Source organism: Novosphingobium umbonatum (assembly GCF_004005905.1).
Lineage (GTDB): Bacteria > Pseudomonadota > Alphaproteobacteria > Sphingomonadales > Sphingomonadaceae > Novosphingobium > Novosphingobium umbonatum.
This window is the reverse complement of record NZ_SACO01000016.1, coordinates 25,874-44,794: the sequence shown is the minus strand read 5'-3', so window position 1 is coordinate 44,794 and position 18,921 is coordinate 25,874. Positions and strand designations below refer to the sequence as shown.

Below are 18,921 nucleotides of genomic sequence, written 5' to 3'. Positions count from 1 at the left end.
CGAATGGGCTGTTCCTGTTGTGTCGGGTAAGCGTTCCCGAAAGATTGATGGTTGTGTTCCTGAAAGATCGTGGAACCGTTCCTGAAAGGTCGAAACTTGGCGAAACTGCGTTCCTGAAGGGTCGAAGGCGCAGATCAATGCTGGAAAATGGGCCTGCGATTGAATCAGTTTACCTCCCTTGGTGCTGAAGCAGGTTCAATTTGGGGTGGGAGGAGGTGTCGTGCCTCGCTGTTGATAAGGAGGCACGACACTTCAGGAACGGGCGCGAGTGCAGCCTTTTATCCGCGCAATTGATGGCGGTTCTTTTCGTGGTGGCGCTTTACAAAGCCGATGAAGGCTTTTTGCCAATCGACGGGTGTTCGTTCACTGTCGCCATGGACCCATTGTTCAAATTCGGCATGCAGTGTTTGCAGATCCCAACCTGGGTAGTTGGCCCGCAGATAATCGATCGTATCGTCGGTCATAAAACCGCGGGTTGCGGCGTGGGAAAGACCGGCAACAGCCGAGCGGATGAATTGCTTGGCATCGATGACGTCTTCGGGGGATTGTTTGGCTGATGCCAGCGCGGCGTACGGCACGGGGGCCATCACGGGGGCAGGGGAGCCGGTTTGCGCTTCTTCCTGTTTCCCTGGGGAAACGGATTTGCTTGTCGCATCGGCAGGCAAAGCTTGGCCGGCACCATCTTTGCCATCGACACGACGCATGCGGATGGCTTGCTCGTTATTTTTGGTGGTTTCAACGCTCAGTTCATAGCCGGGCAGGTCGTTTTTATCGACGAGTTTAAGCAACTCGAACTTGAAGCGACGATATTCACCTTCCGCGCCCGATTTCTCGAAGAGCACGGGCATGGAAATGGCAAATCCAGCATCGCCAGCTCCGCCAGCATGTTTGCGCGCCACACGATAGAGCCAGCGTTCACGCCCACCTGTGATGTTGAAATAGGCCCGGTCGATGGAAAGGACGCCGCCTTTCATCATCACGCCTTCCCAAAACCAGTTGGAAAGCTCGATGGTCATGCCGCGGGAACGTTCGGTCTTTTCATCGACCAGCTGGGTCCAGCCATCCAGCCAGCTAAATGTCGCCTCGCGCCGGTTTTCCGCACGGATATTGGTCTTGATCGTGGTGGCGACTAGTCTGTCCAGCGCCTGACCCAACAGTTCATAGGCGCGACCGGTCGTTGGACGTCCAATTGCGCGCAGCAGGTCATAAGGCATGATGTTAAGCTTGCGCGGGACGTCATTGGTCCCGCGCCTCGCCATGTCTGCCAATACGCTCGCGCAATAGATCAAAATGTCTGCGTCCCAGATCGTGGCCATGCCATAGGACGGGTTCGCGGACACATTGACCCATAATTTCCCATCCGGACTGGTATAGTCGATGGGCTTTGTGCGCTTTGTTTTTGCAAGGGAAAAGAAGGGGCGTTCCATCATTTCGCGTTGATCGCGCAAAGGCAGATCCGCGACATAGGGGAGGAACATGTCGAATTTATCGGCTTCGGCCGATGGGTTTTTGCGGGTCATGATGGGGCATGGCTCCGTGGCGCCGTGCAGAAAAGGAGGGCAGGGGAGGGGGTTTCCCTCCCGCGTTTCCCCGGGGAAACAAAAGTCACAAAGGCAAAAGGCTTCACCTGCGTGGAGCCTTCCCCTGCGCTTCCAAGGCTTCCATCGCGTCGCGGAAAGCCTGAACCAGATCGTCGATGTTAGCGCCCGAACCGGCGTGAACCTTGATTGTTGCGCCTTGCCGGTTGGCGGATTGCACCGACAGCCCAAGCCGACCGAAGTCGGACGTCCAGCGAAACAGATCCGAACGATTGTCGCTGGGCGACTTGGTTGCGTCAATTAACCGCTTAAGCACATCCGCCGCCGCCAGTGTTGGCGATCCAGCCATCCGCAGTGCCTCTTGTTCCTTGGCCAAGTTCTTGGCCGCTTGCTGGATTGCCTTGCCATGCTGATCCATCGCCTGGGCCAAGGCATAGGCAGGCTTCAATTGAACATCGGCGGGTGAGGCGAAGGCGGCAATCACGCTGTCGGGCAGGCTCGCCACTTTCAGCATCTTGGACAACCAGCCCTTCGACACGCGCAGTCTTTCGGCCATGCGCGTCAGGTGATTGCCATAATGGGCCTGCAACGCTTCGGCGTAATTGCGGGCACGTTCCAGATCGGACACGTCCTTACGCGCACGGTTTTCGATATCGGCCAGGCGAAAGGCAGCCTCGTCATCCAGCACCGCCACTTGCGCGACGAATTGCATCTCTGGATAGCTGTTGGCGCGCAGCCAGCTGATTGCCCAATGTCGCCGGGTTCCGGCAATGACTTCATAGTCATAGGCCGGATCATTCTCGACGCGCCGGACAATCGCAGGCACCTTCTGCCCGCCTTCGGCGATGAGGGAATCGATCAGCTCGCGGCAGCTTTCTTCCGAAAGGTGCTGATAGCTGCGGGCGTTACCCGACCACACCCGCACCCTTTCAGGATTGAGCAGCAATTGCGTGACCTGCTTGACTTCGCCACTGGCAACGCGCGCAATTGCGCTTTCACGCCCCAGCAATGTGGTCCCGCGCAGCCTTTCGCGCGGGGCTTCAACCGGCGCGGGTGCCGGACGGGTGAGTTCTTCCTCCCCATCCGATAAAAGCGCGGCCAGATAATCCGATTGTTTACGCGCCATGGATCAATTCCTCCTCGCGCACCGGCGAGACGCGACCCCAGCCTGTACGCACCAATTGCTCGACCTGCCCCATGGCCTCATCCAGATTGGCTTTGCAGCGCTTGTGGGTCTTGGGCGTGCCGATCGGCTTTTCCAATTCATAGACGGTCATCATGCGCAAAGCGGCATGGCTGATTTCGGCGGAGTCCAGTATCGGCACCGGCAGCAGTGCCGGACCAAAGGTCTGCTCCATGATCGAACGGACCATGGCATGGCTGGGATCATTGCCGTCGAATTTGGAACAGATCAGCCGCACGAAACTGTAATTGACCGCGATCCCAGCCTCCACCAACTGGTTGATCACCTGATCCATCATCGACAGGAATTGAACCGTCGAACAAAAGTCCGGCGTGGTGGCTGCCATGGGCACCAGCAAGGCATTGGCGGCCTGCATCACCGCAAGGCTGATCGTGCCGAGCGCCGGAGGCGGATCGAGAATCACAATGTCATAATGACGGGAAAGATCGATAAGGCCTTGTTTCAACTTGCGGAAACGAGCCGCCAGCACGGCCTGTCCATCGGCGCCGGCCGCTGCCAGTTCATATTCCACATCGAAAAGTTCAAGGTTCGACGGGATCAGATCAACATTGGGCCAAGGCGTTTTCTTCACCGCATAAAGTAGGTCCGTTTGCGTCGGATCGATCGACAGATAGGGGTAAAGCGTCTCTTCCCGCGTGATGTTGAAATGCGGGTTGAAGCCGAAAAGGGTTGTCGTGGTCGCCTGGCTGTCGCAATCGACGACCAGCACGCGATAGCCTTGAATGGCGAAATAATGGGCCAAATGGGTGGTGACGGTGGACTTGCCCACGCCGCCCTTGAAATTCTGCACCGCGATGATCTGCGCCTGATCCAGCGGCGCGCGGCGCGGCGATGCGTCCAGCACGTCCCGCATGGTCAGCAGATTTTCCATCGTATAACCAAGCCGCCGCCCGTTTTCGATCGGGGCAGGGGGCAGCCGCCCGTCATCTTCGGCCATTCGGATCCGGTTGGTGGAGCAACCGAGCAAATGCGCGGCCTCGGCAATGCCAAAGCGCACGTTGAGCGCCTTGCGACTGTCAGGTAGGAAGGCTTTGCGGCGAAGACGTTCGATCATCTTCTCGCCTGCTTCTGCGAGATCGCCAATTTGCATTAGGACTGAATTCATAATGGCTACCTGCCGTTATTTTGAACGAGGGTCATGCTACATATCGCAAAAATCATTCAAAATAGCAAGGGGAGCCGCAACATCATCGGTTGCGCGGATAATCAGAGCGGAATTAGCGCAAATCGGTATGAATGAAACCCAATGAATGCCTGCCGAGATGTGGTCATCACGACATGCAATGGGATAAATCCAAATATAAACAAAGATATAATGCTAAATAGAGGAAAACCCTTAAATATTCTCCTCATGCCCCATTCACAGGCTCATCACGCCGCGCGCGGGCATCGATTCACAATGCAATCTGACCGGCAAAGTAGAGGCGCGCCCTTTCGATGAGATCCGCCTGTTCCGGATTCGCCTGCCATCCTGTCCGATGCGCAACCGCCAGTTCCATCACATCATCCGAGCCGAGCGGAAGAATCGCACAAAGCTTGTCGAGCCTACCGGCCAATTCATAACTGGTCATCAGCCCCAGATTGTCACTCTGCGCCAAAACCTGCGCTGCCAGTGGTGGTGCGCTGCAGATCAAGGCGACGCGCGGGGGCACCTGACCATCAAAGATGGCTTGAAAAGCGTTGTGGCGTAGCGTGTCTTCGGCTGCGACCACCCATTGATATGCGGCCAGTTCGTCCAGACCGATATCGGTCCGCCCTGCCAAGGGATGCCCCTTGGCGCCAACCACCACATAAGCTGCATTGTGAAGGACGTTCCAGACAATGCCTTCGGGCCGCGGCAAATTGCTGCTTCCGAACAATAGATCCACTTCGCCGGTCAGCAGGAGCGTCAGCAATTCCTGCGGCGAGGCTTCCTGAATGCGCAACTGGCTGTCGGGATAGCGCGAAAGATGGTCACGCACCACATTACCGATCGCGGCCAGACCGGGATCGGGCATGACCGCGATCGAGAGGCGTTGATCCTGACGGGCATAGGCGGCCTTTGCCCGTTGCAGCGCAAGCCGCAACTCGCCAAGCAAAACTTCCATTTCTACGGCTAGTTCAATGCCTTGACCTGTCAGGCTGGAGCCTGACTGCAACAAGGACAGTTGCCCCAGCCTTTCGATATTCTGCACGCTGCGCACCACCGAACGCGGCGTCACCCCCAGCATGACCGCGGCCTGTTCCACCGAACCACGCTGCGCAATCGCCGCTACAGCGCGCAATTGCTTCTGGCTGATCCGCCAAAGATCATGGGAGGAGGGCAAACCCACCACATTCCGCAATTTTGCCAGCCATTGCGCGATGTCGCGATGGAATTGCGCGCCCCATGGCGTCAAGACGCAGCCTTTGGTGCCCCGCTCTATCAATTGCAGGGCGATATGTTCCTGCAATTGTTGCAATGCCTGCGTCGCGGCAGGCTGTGACAGGCCGCAAGCGGCCGCCGCCTCGGTTACATAGCCAAGCCTGCCCGCTGCCTCGAACAGAAGCAATTGCCTTGGGCTGACCAGTTCAAGGCCCTCGTCCAGCCCCGCTGCATAAACCATAAATGTTCCGCTATCGCGCCTTTGTACCCTAGATCGCAGGCATAGGTCCATTTGCGCGGGCTGCAAGCGTCGTGTGAGCGCGTGACAGAGTATGGCCTGAAAATTGATCGGATGTGTTAGCGTTTCAAGGGATGGCGAGGCGGGGTTGGAACAAAACCCCGCCTCTGATCCATTTTACCCCAAGGCTTTGAAACGATAATCCGAAAAGCGGACCTTGCCTTTGCCCGATGCAAAAAGCGCAGGACGAAGCGAGGATAAGTCATCGACCGTATTGGCTTGATAGCCCGAAACTTCACTCCTGATACCGTGTCTTGTCCAGTTTTTGCCGTCCAGACTGTAGTAAAAGCTGACAATCTGGCGATCATTGACAATTTTCAGGTGCAGTTTGGGGGCCACCGGTGCCGGCTCCTGCCAATAGCTGGACCTTCCGCCGCGCCACGTCACCATGCGTTGCCCGTCGATCCCCATGCCCAAGAACAATCGGTCGTTATAGAACAAGAGCAATCCGCCCTGCGCGCCATCGACCGGTTCGACCGTCACGCTGATTTCATAGGCATGATCGCCAACCGTCTGGGTGAGGGGGGAACAATCGGCAGGCCCGCTGCCCTTGGCCTGCAATTCCAGCACGCCGCCGCCCACGCTGGCGCGCGCAATCTCGCCCGGCGCCGCGCCGTAAAAGCTCCAGCGCGTGCCAAAGGCAGGCTTGGTAAAATCATCGCTGCGGGTAAATCCGCCCGCCGCGCCAGCTTTGCCGCCCGGCATCGGCATGGCCAGCGACAGGTCCCCGCCCAAAGCGCGGGGCCAGCCATCCTTGTCCCATGCCACCGGTTCCAGCAGGGTCTGGCGGCCGAGCGAGCGATAGTCCTTTTCATAGCCGTGATAGACCATGTACCATTGACCCTTGGGGCCTTCGACCATCGTGGCATGGCCGCGTGACCACCATGCTTCCTTGTCGCTTTTGGTGCGGACAATCGGATTATGCGGGCAATTGACCCAAGGCCCCTTGGCCGATTTCGATCTGGCGATAATTACCATATGGCTGGTCGCCGGGCCAGAGGTGCCGCCGACCGCCGACACCAGATAGAACCATTCGCCGCGCCGGAAAAGTTTAGGTCCTTCCAGCGAATAGCCTTCGGTCACCCATTCATCGGGATAGTGCCATCCGTCATAGGCCGGTTCGACAGGCCCAATGGTCGACAGGCCATCTGCGGCCAAGGCAACCCGATTGACGCCCGACAGATAGAGATAGCGCTGGCCATCCTCGCCCACCACATGGCCCGGATCGATCAACCCGCCGATTTTCAGATCAATCGGATCGCTCCATGGGCCAGCCATGCTGTCGGCATGGATGACATAGATATTGGCAAAACTGGCCAGACCTTGCGACCATGGCGCCTTCATGAAGGGGATATAGATGTAATAGCGCCCATTATGCTTGGCGATATCCACCGCGAACACCGTTCCCAGCGGCTTTTCCAGCGCCGGACCGATCGGCCGCCAGTTCACCAGATCGCGCGAATGCCAGATGATCAGGCCGGGCGAGGCGTCAAAGCTGGAATGGGTCATGTAATAATCCTCGCCATCCTTCAGGATGGAAGGATCGGGATAGTCGCCCGCCATCACCGGATTGCGGAACCAGCCATTGCCCAGATCGGCGCGCCTTTCGCCTTCGGTGCCTTTGGCCCCGCCTGAAACCGGCGTCGGCTTTGCACTGGCGGCCATGGCAGGAAGGCTGCTGGTCAGGCTGGCAAAGGCCATGCCTTGCAAGGCGTTACGGCGCGTGGTCATAGGTTCTCCCGTTATATCTGGAATGTGTATTCTATATTAGTCGAACAATTGCAAGCTTGTTTGCGCCCGCCCGCGCCGCCTGCATCTCGCCCCGCTGATTGATTAACAGCACCCGGCTATCACAAGCCCGTCGAGCTTGACGCAGATCAACTTCGGTTCAGCTTCCCTCCCTATCCCAGCGCTCGTGACAACAAAAAGCACCATCCGGCACCACGGTGGCTACCCGCCGCAAGCCGCATGGTCGAGTGCGATCACTTGCAGAGGATGAGCCATGAATCACAAGACCATCATTTCACTTCTAGCCCTTGCCACGGGTACCGTGGCCGCTGCCCAGGCCCATGCCAAGGATGTGCTGCTGTTCAACCGCATTGGTCCGACGAAATCGGAACTCTATGTCGCCAATGCCGACGGCAGCGGCGAACACAAGCTGATCGCCGGTGAAGGGTTTGATTATGCGGCGCGTTTCTCCGAGGATGGGCAGTGGATTGTGTTCACCTCCGAACGCACTGCTGAACATGGGGGCCGCGGCCAGTCCGACATCTATCGCGTGCGCGCCGATGGCTCCGCGTTGGAACGCCTGACCGATGACCCTGCGGTGGATGATCAGGCCGCCCTCTCGCCCGATAACCGCTATGTCGCCTTCATGTCGGACAGGGGCTCGCATCGCGCCAATATCTGGGTGCTGGACCTGCAAACGCGCCAATTGCGCAATCTGACCGGCGCGGCGCCCATTCAGGGCGATCCGACGAAGCCCGATGGCTTCTATCGCCCCAGCTGGTCGCCCGATGGCCAATGGATCGCCTTTACCAGCGACCGTAACACCGAATGGAAGGCCCATGACAAAGGCGTGGCATGGGAACATTTGCAGGAATTGTCGGTCTATATCGTCCATCCCGATGGCACGGGCCTAAAGCGTCTAACCGGCGAGGGTGTGACCACCGGTTCACCCAAATGGTCGGCCGATGGCAAGTCGATCATCGCCTATCAGGGCGAGACGGAGGTCAGTTGGCTGAGCCGCGTCGACCAATTGTCGATGAAAGCCACCAGCCAGATCGTGTCGATCGATGTGGCCACCGGCGCGACCAAGGAATTGACCAGCGGCGCGGGCGTCAAGCTCTATCCGCAATTCCTGCCCGATGGCCGCTTCGCCTATAGCACGAAATCGGCCCAGATCAGCGGCATCATGTATTCGGACGGCGCCAAGCCTTTCCCCTCCAACCTGCGTGAACCATCATGGAGCAAGGATGGCAAACAGGTGGTCTATGAAAAGATCAGCAATCTGCCGCTGGAGCAGAACACCCCGCTTTACAGCTGGAACGACAAATATGAATATCGCTACACCGACGTGTTCCCGATGTTCGCCAAGGATGGCACTTTGGCCTTCTCGAACAAGGATGTCGACACTTCGCTGGTGGTATCCAAGGCTGATGGCAGCGACAAGCAATTGGTGTTCCAGTCCACAACCCATTGCGCCAAAGGCAAGAACCCCTCTGGCCAATGCGGCGATATGATCGGCGTGGCGCTGACGCCATCTTGGTTCCCCGATAGCAAGAAGCTGGTGTTCAGCTTTGGCGGTTACTGGCGCACCCGCGACCAGAATGTGGCCAATGTGAAAATGATCAACCGCGATGGCACGGGTGTGGAGGATTTGACCTCGACCACGTCGAACACCGGTTTTGCCAGCGTTTCGCCTGATGGAAAGCAGATGGTCTATCGCTCCTGGGCCAAGGGCGATGAAGGCCTGCGCATCATGGATCTGGAAACGCGGAAAGTGCGGGTGTTGACCAATGATTGGGACAATGTGCCCGGTTGGTCGCCTGCCACCACCGGCCCCAGCGCTGGCCGCATTGTGTTCACCCGCAAGCAGAAGGATGGCAATTTCGACATCTTCACCATCAAATCCGATGGTACAGGCCTGCTGCGCGTGACCAACTTCCCTGCTTCGGACGCCCATGCGGTATGGAGCTGGGATGGCAAGAAGATCATGTGGAGCAGCAGCGAATATGGCTTCAAGGACGAGGCCGCGCTCTATGACAATTCCTTCCAGCCCTATGGTCAGGTGTGGATCATGGACCCCGATGGTTCGCATAAAGAGCAGATGACCAACAGCCGTTGGGAAGATTCCCTGCCCGCCTTCGTGCCGCCTGCGGCGCTGAACAAAGGCAAATAGGCGTAAAACAAAGGGGAGGGGGCGTCCTAGGGCGCCCCTTCTTCCAGATTATGGCTTAAAGCCGCCGCCACGGCCAGATCGCCCACCACATTGGGCACCGTGCGGCACATATCCATCAACCGGTCGATCCCGATGATCAGGCCGATCCCTTCATTGGGCACATGCAACAGCGCCAGCAACATGGTGGTCAAAGGCAGGCTGCCCGCCGGCACGCCCATCGTGCCAAGACCGGCCAGAATGGAGAGGCCAAACACCGTGAATTGCTGCCAACCGCTCAATTCCATTCCGAAACATTGCGCCAGAAAGATCACGGTGACCGTGGTATAGATGATCGTGCCCCCCTGATTGGCGACACAGCCCAGACCCAGCGCGGGACGGGCGACGCGGGCGGGCAGACCCAATTCCTGTTCGGCGGCGTGGAGCGCGGTGGGCAGGGTTGAAAAAGAGGAACTGGTGGTAAAGGCCATCACCATCACCGAACGCAGCGCACGCAGGAAATAACACGGGCTGATCCCGCCGCCCATCCATGCCAGCCCCAGCGCAGACACCAGCAAATGCAGGCAAAGCGCGGCAATAACCACGCTGAAATAACCGCTGAGATGCAGCAGCAGCGGCCAACCGAAAACCGCCGTCATATCAAACATCACACACAGCACCGCCACCGGCGCAAAGCGTGCGATCAGCCCGATCAGCGCCATGCCGATGTTGAACAGGCCTTCTGTCGTGAGCACCAGATGGCGCATGCTGCGATGCCGGTTGCGGCTGACCACCATCCCCACCAACAGCGCCAGAACGGTCAGCGCCATCACCGGACGGGCCAGCAGCATGTCCAGCAACCCGCTGGTTTCATGGGGGAGCGTGGCGGCGGGGCCGATTTTGGGCAGGTGGCGCAGGTCGACCGCCATATTCTCGCCCGGACGGAACAGGATCGCCATGGCCATGCCAATCACCGCCGACAGAATGGTCAGCCCCGTCATATAGGCCAACAAACGCAGCAATAGCGCCCGCATCACCACCTTGCCACGCAATCGGGCCAGGCCCGATACAATGGCCGAAAACACCAGTGGGAGGATGAGCAGGAACAGCAATTGCAGGAAAAGCTGCTCCAAAGGCCGGACCAGATTGGCCAGCACAAAGTCCAGCGCCGATGGATCCACCGGCAGCACCCGCATCAAAGCCCCCGCCGAGGCGCCCAGCACCAGCCCACCCAATAGGGGAAGATGGGGGGCGGTGCGGGCGCGGGTTTGACCCGTCCTTTGCGGAGGGGCCGAGGGAGAGGGAGGCGGAAAATTCTGCATCACATGCCGCTGTCACGTTCGACGGTGACACTATATGCACCCGTCCTCCTGTCAGCATCCTGTCACGGAAGGCGATTTCTGTGCTGCCAGACTGGCGCGCTTTGCTATTTTCCTCTGACTCTATACGGGCGTCAGATTGGCTGATGGTATCGACTCGCGCATGGCTTTGGTGCCTTGCGGGGCCTAACCATTCAGATCGTCAGGATCTTTGAAGAACAATGAATTATCGTCACTCCTTTCACGCTGGGAACAGCGCCGATGTCGTCAAGCATGCCTTGTTGATCGCATTATTGCGGGCATTGCAGCAGAAAGAGGGGGCGCTGACGCTGATCGACACCCACGCCGGTTGCGGGCTTTATGACCTGCAGGGCGAACAGGCCCAGCGCACCGGCGAGGCCATGCAGGGGGTGATGCGCGCCTTTGCGGACCAGAACCCTTTGCTGGGCGATTATCGCGCCGCGGTTCAGGCGGTGAATGATGCTGTCACGATCGGGGAAGGGCCGCGTCTCTATCCCGGATCGCCGAAATTTTTGGCGCAAATGCTCCGTCCGCAGGATTTTCTGATCCTGAATGAAAAGCATCCCGAGGACGCCTATGCCCTGCGCTGCGCGATGCGCGCCACATCGGCCGCCGTGCATGAGCGCGACGCCTATGAATTGTGGCTGGCGATGGTCCCCCCTCGCACCGGCCGCGGCGTGGTGGTGGTGGATCCGCCCTATGAACAGACCGACGAACGTGCGCGTATTGTCGCCACTCTGGCCGCCGCGCATCGCAAATGGGCGCATGGGGTAAGTGTGATCTGGTATCCGTTGAAAGAGCGGCCCACCCATGCCCAGTGGAAGCATCAGTTGCGCAAGCTGGGCATCCCCAAATTCCTGAATGTCGAGCATTGGTTATACGATACTGACCAGCCCGGCATCTATAATGGCGCGGGCCTGTTCATCATTAATCCGCCCTATGCCTTTACGCAGGCTCTGCCGCCTTTGCTGGAGGCCTTGCGCGGCGCATTGGCGCCTGCAGGCCATCGGGGTGAGATTTTCGCCGAATGGTTGCGCGAGTGAGGCGGCCCCCAACCGCCTAAGCCGCTGTTTTCCCGCCCAGCTTGCTGCTGTTCGCGGGCCAAAGGCTAGCTTCATCGCCAGTAACCAAGGCGAAATCGATCACCGCACAGGTGCCATGGCCGCCTTGCCCCTCGCGCAAGGTGACCTTGGCACCTATGGCATCGGCGATGGCGCGCACAATCGGCAGGCCCAAACCGCAGCCATCCTCATTGCCTGTTTGCCCCGCCGAGCGATAGAAACGCTGCCACACTTTCTCGCGCTCGGCGGCGGGAATGCCGGGGCCATCGTCCTCGATTTCCACCCGCGCCATGTTGGGCATCGCCATCAGGCGGAATACCACTTTGCCGCCCGGCCGGTTATAGGCCACCGCATTATCCAGCAAATTGCCCATCATTTCCGCCGCCAGCGCGGCATCACCCTGTGCAGGGGCGAATAAAGGCGTGCTTTCTTCAAAGCTGATGCAGACATCGGCCTTTTGCAAAGCGGGCAATCGCGCGGCAATCACATCGCTGGCTACCAAGGCCGGATCGAAGCGCCCCTTGATGCTGCCGCTACGCTCGTCCAATCGGGCCAGCACCAGCAATTGCTGCAAAAGGCGCTCCAATGTGTCGACCGAGGCGGCAATATCGTCCAGCGCCATTTTCCCCTGCGGACTGGCCGCGCCATAGGTTTCCAGCACGTCGAGATGCACCCGCAACACCGCCAAAGGGGTGCGCAATTGATGCGAGGCATTGGAGGTGAACTGCCGCAGCGAAACCACCGCGCTTTCCGCCCGCGTCATCAGGGCATTATAGGCGCGGGCAATCATCTGCGCCTCGCGCGGGCCATTGCCATCGGGCAACAGGCGGAAATGCAGCGGGTTGCTTTGTTCGGCGGCGATCTGGTTGGTCAGCGCGGCGAAATGGCGCAGCCCCCAGGCCAGAGCGGAATAGAAAAGAAACAGCGAAAACAGGGTGATCAACACGCCCGCGCTGGCCACGCGCTGGAAATAGATCCTTTCCGAGGCATAGCGGTCATCGTCAAATTCGGCGACCTGCACCGCCACCAGATGGCCATTGGCCTGTAAACGGCGCAATTCGGTGGCGATACGCACTGCCTTGCCCTCCAGCATGCCATTGCGCAGATAGGCAGCCTGCTCCACCCCTTCCGCATCGTTGGGGTCGACATAGCCGCGCGTCAGATGCGGTTCGTGCGGCGTGGGGGCGAAATGGGGCGAGTCATGCAAGGGGCCAATCCGCCGTCCGTCCGCGGTATAATCGGGCGGGGGCAGCAGGTCGGCGCGGCCGGCAATCAGACGGGGGCCATCGTAAATGCTGTAATGCGTGACCGGCGCGGTCCGTCTTTGCAACAGGGCCACGGCCAGAGGCAGCAAATGGGCGCGGATCACCTCGTCATGGTTGACCGCGCGGCTGATCAGGCGGGTCGATCCGATCAGGATGCGGTCGGATGTATCGGTGATCGAGCTTTCGATCATCCAGCAGGTAATGGCCGCAAAAGTGATCACCAGCGCGGTCAGTGGCACCATCACCACCAGCGTCAGATGGCCGCGCAAGGATCGCGGCCAAGCCCCTGCCTTCCAGCGCCGATTAATGGGCATCGATCATATAGCCCAAACCCCGCACAGTGTGGATTGTGGGACCATGCGGGCTCAATTTGCGGCGCAGACGGCCGACATAGACCTCCAGCGCATTGGGAGCGACCGCTTCGGACAGGCTGAAAACCTCGGCGACCATGCGGTCCTTGGGCACCACTTTGCCCGGCCGCCCCATCAGCGTTTCCAGCACCGCCAATTCCCGCCGCCGCAACTCCACCGGCGCATCGGCCAGCCTGACGCTGCGGGTGGAGCGGTCGAGCGTCAAGGCCCCCACACGCAACACGGGGTCAGGGCTGCCCAGACTGCGCCGCACCAGCGCCCGCACGCGCGAGGCCAGTTCGCGTGGGTGGAAAGGCTTGGCCATATAATCATCGGCCCCATGGTCGAGCCCTGCCACACGGTCATCCACGCCATCGCGGGCGGTGACGATCATGATTGGCGTGCTATCCCCCCTTCGCCGCAGTGTTTTGAGCAATTCCAGCCCGTCGCCATCGGGCAGGCCCAGATCCAGAATGATCGCATTGAACGGATCACGCGCGGCCAGAGCGGCGGCATCCTCGGCATTATGCGCCATATCCACCGCAAAGCTGGAGGCTTCCAGCGAGGCGGCCATGCCACGGGCAAGGCGTGGATCATCTTCCACAATCAGAATGCGCATCTTGGGTCCTTTGGTGGCGGGCAGGCTCGACGTGGTTTGCACCATGTGGCGCGGCGCGATGGTCCCAAAATACGCAAAAAGGCGAAAGTGCAAGCGGTCATCGTGACAGGATGATGACAGGCAGCCGCTCCTAACCTGCGCCAGCAGAGAGGAAATTCGGGGTTTTTCGCCCGTGTCGGCCTGTCGGCAAGGAAAGGTCGCCCGCCAGAAGGCTGGCCTGTTTCCTGCCACGGCGACGCAGCGGGCGGATGGCAAATGAGGGATGGATCATGAAGCGTAACATCTGTGCCGCCTTGTTGGCGACGATTTCGGCCTTTGCGGTCACGCCTGCCCTGGCGCAAACGGCGGGCGAGGGCGGCGATATTGTCGTCACCGCGCTAAAGCGTGAAACCCGCGTGCAGGATACGCCTTTGGCCATTACCGCCATGAGCGGCAACACATTGAACAATATGGGCGCGGCCGGCATTGCCGATGTGGCGCGTTCGGTGCCCAGCCTCAACCTGTTGGCCAGTGAATCGGGCCGCACCCGCGTGTCGATCCGCGGCATCCAGACCGCCGGTGAAGCCACGGTCGGCGTCTATTTCGGCGAAGTGCCGCTGACCGGCCCTGCCGGCACCACCTCGGACCCTTCGGGTTCGACCCCCAACCTCAACCTGTTCGATACCGAGCGCCTTGAAGTTCTGCGTGGGCCGCAGGGCACGCTCTATGGTTCGGGCTCGATGGGCGGAACATTGCGCGTGCTGTTCAAGCAGGCGAACCTGAAGGATTATGAAGGCACCGCCGAGGCCAGTCTGGAAACCGTCAAGAGCGGCGGCACCGGCTATAGCGTCAAGGGCGCGGTCAATGTGCCGATCGTCAAGGATATGCTGGCTGCGCGTCTGGCCGTCTATCGCCAGCGCACCGGCGGCTTTGTCGATGATCCCTCGATTGGCCGTTACAACATGAACAACACGGTCACCACCGGTGGCCGCCTGATGCTGGGTTTCCGCCCGACCAACAATTTGCGCATCAATTTCATGGGTATCCTGCAGGACCAGCACACGGGCGGGACCTCGCTCTGGGCACCTTCGGTGGGGCTGTTCACTTCGGGCCTGCGCATCTTTACCCCTGCCATCGACAAGCAGAAGATCTTCTCGCTGGACACCAAGTGGAACACGCCGATTGGCACCCTGTCGCTGGCCAATGGCTATTACCGTTGGGATGTGCGCCAGACCAATGACAACACGGACAATTACACCTCGGTGGCCAATTCCTACCGCTATTGCGGCTTGTTCCAGAACACCTATGCCGGTTCGATGCTGCAATCGGGCGCGGCGGGCACCACCACCTCGTCCAGCACCTGCGCGTCCAGCGCGGGCGGTTATAGCTCGGCCCAATTGCGCGCCAATTATCTCGACTGGGCCAAGGCCCAGATGCCGATTGGCAATTATCAGCCGCGCTGGGTAGAAAATCTCACCAATGAATTGCGCCTCAGTTCCGATGGCAAGGGCCGTTTGAACTATACGCTGGGTGCCTTTTTTGAAAACCGCAAGGATCGCGTGGACACGACCGTTTTCGCCGGTGTCGCCGGTACGGGCGAGATGCGCACCCCCGTGGTCGATCTGGGCTCGCGCTTTGTGCGGGATGTGATCAACCAGACCGCGCAATTTGGCGAAATCACCTATCGCCCGATCGACATTCTGAGCGTGACGGCGGGTCTGCGCCATTACCATTACAAGAAGATCGTGGGCGGCGCCTATCTGGGCTACAATTATTTCAACGGCCAGACGCCCATGGCCTATACCGAGGTGAATGCCAGCGCCGATGGTTTCAACCAGAAGTATAATATCGAACTGAAGCCCACCCGCGATCTGATGATTTATGCCACCGCCTCACAGGGTTTCCGCCCCGGTGGCGCGAACCTGACGCCGGGTATTCCGGACTCGGCCAAGCAGTATAAGGCGGACTCGCTGTGGAACTATGAGTTGGGTCTGAAAACCCAGTGGTTTGATCGCAAGCTGACCTTCAACGTGGATGCCTATCGCATCGACTGGACCAATATGCAGACCTCGGTCACCGCGACCTATGGCAATTTCAGCTATATCAGCAATGTCGGTTCGGCCCGTATTGAAGGCGTGGAAGCGGAATTGAGCGGTACGCCGACCAAGGGCCTGTTCCTCAATGGCTCGCTCTCGGTGGTCTATCCGCGCCTGACGGCAGACCAGATCAATTCCGAAGTGACCGCAGCGGGCCGCGTCGGCCATATCCTGACCGGAATTCCGCGCACCACGGCCAGTGCGGGCGCTGAATATGGCTGGGCGATCAACAGCGACTGGAAGGGCATGGCCCGCGCCGATTTCACCTATACCGGCAAGATGACCACGCAGCTTAACCCCACCAATGCGCTCTATCGCACCTATGGCAAATATGCGCAGGTCAACCTGCGCGCCGGCATCGAGAACGAGCGCTATGGCGTCTATCTCTATGTCCGCAACCTGCTCGATACCAATGCGGTCAGCTACTACTCGGCGGTCAGCGGCGTGGCGGATTATATCTCGACTACCGCTCCCCGCACGATCGGCGTGAACCTGCGCGGCAATTTCTAAACAGAGAGGATGTCTTTTCCCATGCGTAACATCATGTTCGCCTTTGCCTCGCTGGCCGCTGTGGCGCTTGCCGCCCCGCAAGCCTTGGCGGCGGCGCCTGAGGAAGCCGCCGCCAAGGCTTTGCTCAAAAGCCCCAAATTTGCCAAGGCTACCGCCTCGCTGGCGGGGGACTATGACCGTATCGTCAAGGATATCATCACCTTGACCGAAATCGCCGCCCCGCCTTTCAGGGAGGAAGCACGCGCCAAGGCCTATATGGCCATGTTGAAGGCCGAAGGGCTGGATGACGTGGAAATGGATGGCGTGGGCAATGTGATGGGCCTGCGTCACGGCACCGGCGGTGCAAAGGGTGAGGCCACGCCGCTGATCGTCATCACCGCCCATCTCGACACGGTCTTCCCCGAGGGCACCAATGTGAAGGTGCGCCGCGATGGCGACACGCTTTACGCCCCCGGTATTGGCGATGATACGTGCAGCCTGCCGGTCCTGCTGGCCTTTATCCGCGCGATGAAGGCGGGCGGTTTCAACACCAAGGCCGACATCCTGTTCATGGGCAATGTGGGCGAGGAAGGTCCGGGCGACTTGCGCGGGGTGCGCTACCTGTTCTCGCAGGGCAAGTATAAGGACCGCATCACCCATTTCATCAGCTTTGAACCCGGCCAGAGCGAGCGCATCACCAATGCTGGCACCGGTTCGCGCCGTTACAAGGTGACTTTCAATGGTCCCGGCGGCCATTCGATGGGTGATTTCGGGCTGGTGAATCCGGCCTATGCCATGGCCAATGCCATGGTTGCCTTCTCCAAGATGCAGGTGCCCAGCGATCCCAAGACCGTCTATAATGTCGGCATTGTCGAAGGCGGCACCTCGGTCAATTCCATCCCCTTTGCCACCGCCATGACCATCGACATGCGTTCCAATGGAAAGGCCGAACTGGATGCCGAGGAAAAGACCTTCCTTGCCATCCTGCCCGAAGCGGTAGCAGCGGAAAATGCGGCGCGTTCGACCGCCAAGGGCAAGATCAGCTATGAAGCCAAGCTGGTGGGTGATCGTCCCGGTGGCACCACGCCGATGGAGGCCCGCATTGTCAAAGTGGCTGATGCCGTGGCCAAGGCCAATGGTTACGCGCCCAAATATAGCGCCGGTTCGACCGACAGCAATATTCCCATGAGCAAGGGCATTTCCGCCCTGACGCTGGGATCGGGCTTTGAAACCTTCCGCAACCACTCGCTCGATGAGGGGCTCAAGCTGGATAAGGCGGTGAACCTGCGCCATTTCAACAATGAACTGGCCACGGTTCTGGTGCTGGCCGAAGCGAAATAAGCAGGAGGAGGGATCAGGACATGAAGATAAGACTGGCGCTGCTGGGGGCGGCAATTCTCTCCATGGCTGTTCCGGCCATGGCCGCGCCCAAACCGGCCAGTCACCTCGCCGTGAAAGACAATCGGGCCTTGGTCTGGTTCGACAATGACTTTCTCGGCCCGGGGCAAAGCAATCTTCAGGCCCTGATTCCTTTGATCCGCGACCCCGAAGTAAACCTGCTGGGCATTGGCGTCGTCACCGGCGACCAATGGTTGGAGGAGGAAACCCAACACGCGCTGCGCTTTCTGGAGATTGCGGGGCGCAGCGATGTGCCTGTGGCCAAGGGGGCGCAAATGCCGCTGATCCGGTCACTGCCGGAGATGAAGGCATGGGAAGCGCGTTTTGGCCCGATCCCGTGGAAGGGCGCATGGAATGCGGTGAAGCCGGGGCGTAATTACCATCCCGATCAACCCGATCTGGTGCCGCCGATGGTGGAGGGCGCTCCCAGCACCAAGCCAGTGGCGCAGGATGCGGTGCATCGCTTGATCGACCAAGTGCGGGCCCATCCGGGCGAAGTGACGATCATTTGTGCAGGCCCGCTCACCAATATCGCGCTGGCTTTGCGCATCGCGCCCGATCTGGCCACCAAGGCCAAGGCGATTGTGATGCAGGGCGGCGGCTATGACATGCAGGCCGCGCGCGTGCTGGACAATGCCGATTATGCCACCGATTTCAATTTCATCTTCGATCCCGAAGCGGCCCATATCGTATTAACCGCGCCATGGCCCAGGATCACTGTGGTCGGCAATGTCACCACATCGGCGCGGATGACCAAGGAATTGGTCGAAAGGATCGGCGCATCGGGCACGCCCACGGCGCGTTATGTTGCGCAATATGCCCGCATCGATCAGCCGCTGTGGGACGAGATGGCGGTGGCGGTGGCGCTGGACCCCAGCCTTGTGACCAAGAAATTCAACGCCCGTATGGATGTCGATCTGATGGCCGGTGCGGGTTATGGAACGGCGCAAATGTGGAAGGATGAATTGGCGCCGCATCGGGGTGAGCAGATGGTCGAGGTGGTCGAGACCATCGATGTGCCGCGTTTCCTCGCCCGATTTACCGCGCAGGCGCGCCAATGATG

Annotated in this window: 13 protein-coding genes; 5 read left to right on the top strand and 8 right to left on the bottom strand. The window is 59.6% G+C overall.

What is annotated here, in order from left to right:
• Positions 1 to 278: 278 nt before the first annotated feature.
• From EOE18_RS16180 to EOE18_RS16160, 5 genes are all read right to left on the bottom strand, one after another.
• Positions 279 to 1,520 carry a replication initiator protein A gene (locus EOE18_RS16180; RefSeq protein WP_127711438.1) on the bottom strand — a complete coding sequence of 414 codons (1,242 nt, stop codon included), beginning with the start codon at positions 1,518 to 1,520 and terminating at the stop codon, positions 279 to 281.
• 103 nt (positions 1,521 to 1,623) lie between these two features.
• Positions 1,624 to 2,664 carry a ParB/RepB/Spo0J family partition protein gene (locus EOE18_RS16175; RefSeq protein ID WP_127711436.1) on the bottom strand — a complete coding sequence of 347 codons (1,041 nt, stop codon included), beginning with the start codon at positions 2,662 to 2,664 and terminating at the stop codon, positions 1,624 to 1,626.
• Positions 2,654 to 3,847, bottom strand: a complete 1,194-nt coding sequence (locus tag EOE18_RS16170) for an AAA family ATPase (protein ID WP_127711434.1) — start codon at positions 3,845 to 3,847, stop codon at positions 2,654 to 2,656. Before EOE18_RS16170 ends, EOE18_RS16175 begins: the two co-directional genes overlap by 11 nt.
• A 289-nt stretch (positions 3,848 to 4,136) precedes the next feature.
• On the bottom strand, positions 4,137 to 5,327 hold the full coding sequence (locus EOE18_RS16165) for a LysR family transcriptional regulator (protein WP_164852795.1): 1,191 nt from the start codon (positions 5,325 to 5,327) through the stop codon (positions 4,137 to 4,139).
• Positions 5,328 to 5,501: 174 nt separating this feature from the next.
• The gene (locus EOE18_RS16160; protein WP_127711430.1) at positions 5,502 to 7,115 is read right to left on the bottom strand and encodes a family 43 glycosylhydrolase; all 1,614 of its coding nucleotides are present in this window, start codon (positions 7,113 to 7,115) and stop codon (positions 5,502 to 5,504) included.
• A gap of 271 nt (positions 7,116 to 7,386) precedes the next feature.
• Between EOE18_RS16160 and EOE18_RS16155 the strand changes: the two genes are divergently transcribed.
• Complete coding sequence (locus EOE18_RS16155) at positions 7,387 to 9,285, top strand: TolB-like translocation protein (RefSeq protein ID WP_127711428.1); 1,899 nt, start codon at positions 7,387 to 7,389, stop codon at positions 9,283 to 9,285.
• 26 nt (positions 9,286 to 9,311) lie between these two features.
• Here the strand turns inward: EOE18_RS16155 and EOE18_RS16150 are convergent, their stop codons facing one another.
• Positions 9,312 to 10,583, bottom strand: a complete 1,272-nt coding sequence (locus EOE18_RS16150) for a dicarboxylate/amino acid:cation symporter (RefSeq protein ID WP_127711426.1) — start codon at positions 10,581 to 10,583, stop codon at positions 9,312 to 9,314.
• A 218-nt stretch (positions 10,584 to 10,801) separates the two neighbouring features.
• On the opposite strand from EOE18_RS16150, the gene EOE18_RS16145 reads away from it, so the two are divergent.
• Complete coding sequence (locus tag EOE18_RS16145; protein WP_127711424.1) at positions 10,802 to 11,644, top strand: 23S rRNA (adenine(2030)-N(6))-methyltransferase RlmJ; 843 nt, start codon at positions 10,802 to 10,804, stop codon at positions 11,642 to 11,644.
• A 16-nt stretch (positions 11,645 to 11,660) separates the two neighbouring features.
• Here the strand turns inward: EOE18_RS16145 and EOE18_RS16140 are convergent, their stop codons facing one another.
• A complete protein-coding gene (locus EOE18_RS16140; protein WP_127711422.1) occupies positions 11,661 to 13,241 on the bottom strand; it encodes a sensor histidine kinase in 1,581 nt (526 codons plus the stop codon).
• Complete coding sequence (locus EOE18_RS16135; RefSeq protein ID WP_127711420.1) at positions 13,231 to 13,896, bottom strand: response regulator; 666 nt, start codon at positions 13,894 to 13,896, stop codon at positions 13,231 to 13,233. The genes EOE18_RS16140 and EOE18_RS16135 overlap by 11 nt, the downstream gene beginning before the upstream one ends.
• Positions 13,897 to 14,165: 269 nt before the next feature.
• Here EOE18_RS16135 and EOE18_RS16130 point away from each other — a divergent pair, with 269 nt between their 5' ends.
• The 3 genes from EOE18_RS16130 to EOE18_RS16120 are packed head-to-tail and all read left to right on the top strand — an operon-like array spanning position 14,166 to position 18,919.
• Positions 14,166 to 16,481 (top strand): TonB-dependent receptor, encoded by a 2,316-nt coding sequence (locus EOE18_RS16130; protein ID WP_164852793.1) that lies wholly within the window; start codon positions 14,166 to 14,168, stop codon positions 16,479 to 16,481.
• 21 nt (positions 16,482 to 16,502) lie between these two features.
• Positions 16,503 to 17,801: a M20/M25/M40 family metallo-hydrolase gene (locus EOE18_RS16125; RefSeq protein WP_246027493.1), complete on the top strand. Its 1,299-nt coding sequence runs from the start codon at positions 16,503 to 16,505 to the stop codon at positions 17,799 to 17,801.
• 20 nt (positions 17,802 to 17,821) lie between these two features.
• A complete protein-coding gene (locus EOE18_RS16120) occupies positions 17,822 to 18,919 on the top strand; it encodes a nucleoside hydrolase (protein ID WP_127711414.1) in 1,098 nt (365 codons plus the stop codon).
• Positions 18,920 to 18,921 lie beyond the last annotated feature (2 nt).